Genomic DNA, 2,731 nt, shown 5'->3' with positions numbered 1-2,731 from the left:
AGCCCGCACCTGGACGACCGGGAGGAGGCGGCCCGGTTGGCGGTGGCCGCCGCCCGGCGGTCCGGCGACCGCTACGGCGAGGGCCACGCCCGCAATGACCTGGCCACGGCGCTCGTGACGGTCGGCCGGCTCGACGACGGCCTGGCCGAATTCCTCCGGGCCCGGACCCTGTTGGCCTCGGTCGGCGACCCGGTCGGCGAGGCCATGGTGATCGGCAACCTGGGTGCGCACAGCCTCCGCACCGGCGAGCACGGGCGCGCCCGGGAGTACTTCGGGCAGGCGCTCGCGCTGCTGGCGGCGCAGCCCGAGGACCGCCGGGACGACTGGGTGATCGGGGTCAGCGAGACCCATCTCGGCGTGGCCGCGATGTTCGCCGGTGACACCGGGGAGGCCGGCGAGCACCTGTACCGGGCGCTCGACCACCACCGCTCCGCGGGGGACCCGGTCATGGAGAGCGTCGCCCTGTTCCACCTGGGCGACCACCACCGCCGACTGGACCAGCCGGAACGGGCCGCCGCCTGCCTCCGCCGGGCGCTGGCCGTGATCGACGCCACCACCGAGAATCCGCTGCTGCGTGCCCGGGTGTCGGCGGCCCTGGCGGCCCTGACGGACCCCGCCGAACGTACGGCGGACCCGCTCCCGGGGGACTGACATCACCTCCGGTGGCGATCCGATGGCCGGGCGATGCCGAGCAGCTGCAGCCGGTTGAGAGGGTCGATCCGCACCGGCCCCACGAGGGGCCGGTCGCCCTCGCATCGCGCCTCGCACCACGTGCCCGCAGCCCTTGGAGGAACGCCCATGAGCCTCAGCAAGCACCTCGCCAAGCGCCTCGCCGCCACCGCGGCGGCCGTCACCGTGGCCGCCCTGGTTCCGCTGACCGCGACCCCGGCGAGTGCCACGACCCTGCCCACGCCCCCGAGTCCGACCTGCAACCCCAACACCGAAAAGGTCTGGGACGAGGTCGTCTCCGCCCAGGTCGACCCGGTCGTCACGGAGTTCATCGGTTTCACCGTCGCGCCCAACACCACCGGCACCTACGAGAAGAGCCTTGCGCGGGTGGATTCGGTCAGCACCACGGTCAACTCCAGCCGCGATTTCAGCGCCGATTTCAGCGGCCTCTTCGTCAAGGTCGGCGTCAAGACCAGTCTCTCGGTGATCACCACCAAGGCGACCACCGAGACCGAAACGGTCACCGTCACCCAGAACTTCAACAAGGACGGGCGCTACGGGCTCTACCGGGGCACCCGGAAGGTGGCGGGCCAGTTCGTCCGCTACACCTGCGCACGCACCGGCCCGACCACCGGCCTCTGGATCAACACCAACCCCAATGGCACGGGCACTTACACGACCTTCGCGGACATCGAGATCGGCACGGTCGTCTGCACCCACCCCGAGCCGGCCGGATCGCTGAGCGCACTCGCCTGGCAGCGGATCGGCAACTGCTGACCGTTCGCCGCCCGTTCACCGCGGGCTCGTCCGGCCAGTCCGAAATCCCCCACGCCTGCACGCCCGCACGCCCCCACCTCTCTGCTTCTCCACTTCTCCGCGAAAGCGAGCCCATGATGGGTAGTCAGCACCGCCCCCGTTCCGGAGTGCGCCGTCTCGCCGCCGCCCTCGGCACCGCGGCCGCCCTGGTCACGTCACTGATCGTCGCGGCCCCGGCCGCCCAGGCCGCCGATCCGGCCGGCTTCACCTGTGACCCCGGCGCCTACCAGATCGAGGCCATCAACAGCGGCCTGACCGTGGAGGTCTCCCTGGGCTCCTGGAACCGCGGATCGGTCGCCCAGTTCTGGTGGAACGGGGGCGGCAATCAGGTGTGGCGCTCCTGCCACATGTCCGTCCCCGGTGGCCTGGAGGTCTACAAGTTCATCAATCATGGCAACAAGCTGTGCATGTCGGTCGACCGCCGGGGCCTCGAGGCCGGCACCTGGGTGATCACCGAACCCTGCAACGAGACCAACGGCTCCCACATCGGCAACAACGCCCAGGAGTTCTGGATGTTGCAGGTCGACGGCACCAAGGCATTCGCCCTCTCTCCGCAGCACACCCAGAACGGCACCCGCATGTGGCTCTCCGCGCAGGACCACTCCACCGCCGCGACGGCCCAGATCATCCAGCACAGGGAGCCGGAACTCTTCCGCCTGAACCCGATCCCCTGAGCCTCGCCCCACGGGTCACGCCTGTACGGACGCCCGGCCGGATTCCCCCGGCCGGGCGTTCCGCGTCGGTGGCCGCCGGGCCGCTCGGGCGCCAGGACGGGCCTACGGCCGCCGCTCCGGCCGTCGGCGGGTGAGGTGGCGGAGAACGGGCGTGAGGTAGTCGGCGTGCGGGCCGGGGAGGCCAGGGAGGTCGGCGGGGGAGCGGACGAAGGCCAGCTCGACCAGTTCCCGTTCCGGGGGCGCGAGGGTGGTGAAGCGTTCGCGCAGGACCGGTTCGGGGAGCGGCGGGGCGAGGAACAGCACGCCGACGCTGCCGTACTGGCCCCGGGTGACGGCCCGGAGTTCCAACTCGGTTGCGGCGACGGTGACTCCGGTCTCCTCGGCCAGCTCGCGGACGGCGTTGCGGCGCAGCGCGGCGAGGTCCAGGCGCTCGCCGTCGGGCGGGGGTTCGACGGAGCCGCCGGGGAACTGCCAGCGTCCGGGGGCGGCGGTGGTGGGGGACATCCGGCCGACGAGCAGGCGGCCGTCGTCGGTGGTCTGGAGGACGCTGACGGAGAGGGAGGCGGTGGGGG

The 2,731-nt window shown here is 72.1% G+C and carries 4 protein-coding genes; 3 read left to right on the top strand and 1 reads right to left on the bottom strand.

Annotated elements, in window-relative coordinates:
* The 3 genes from VR45_RS39305 to VR45_RS39295 form a co-directional block, all read left to right on the top strand.
* Positions 1-651, top strand: a 651-nt coding sequence (locus VR45_RS39305; protein WP_045944758.1) for a tetratricopeptide repeat protein, incomplete at its 5' end; no start/stop codon positions are given.
* Between the two features lie 147 nt (positions 652-798).
* Positions 799-1,446, top strand: a complete 648-nt coding sequence (locus tag VR45_RS39300; protein ID WP_045944757.1) for a hypothetical protein — start codon at positions 799-801, stop codon at positions 1,444-1,446.
* Between the two features lie 113 nt (positions 1,447-1,559).
* Complete coding sequence (locus tag VR45_RS39295) at positions 1,560-2,159, top strand: RICIN domain-containing protein (protein ID WP_159394536.1); 600 nt, start codon at positions 1,560-1,562, stop codon at positions 2,157-2,159.
* Between the two features lie 102 nt (positions 2,160-2,261).
* On the opposite strand, the gene VR45_RS39290 is transcribed toward VR45_RS39295, so the two are convergent.
* Positions 2,262-2,731: NUDIX hydrolase (locus VR45_RS39290; RefSeq protein ID WP_045944755.1), on the bottom strand; the 470-nt coding region annotated here is incomplete at its 5' end.

Origin of the sequence: Streptomyces sp. NRRL S-495, assembly GCF_000966955.1 — a bacterium.
Taxonomy (GTDB): Bacteria; Actinomycetota; Actinomycetes; order Streptomycetales; family Streptomycetaceae; genus Kitasatospora; species Kitasatospora purpeofusca.
This window is presented reverse-complemented; position numbering and strand designations above follow the sequence as displayed.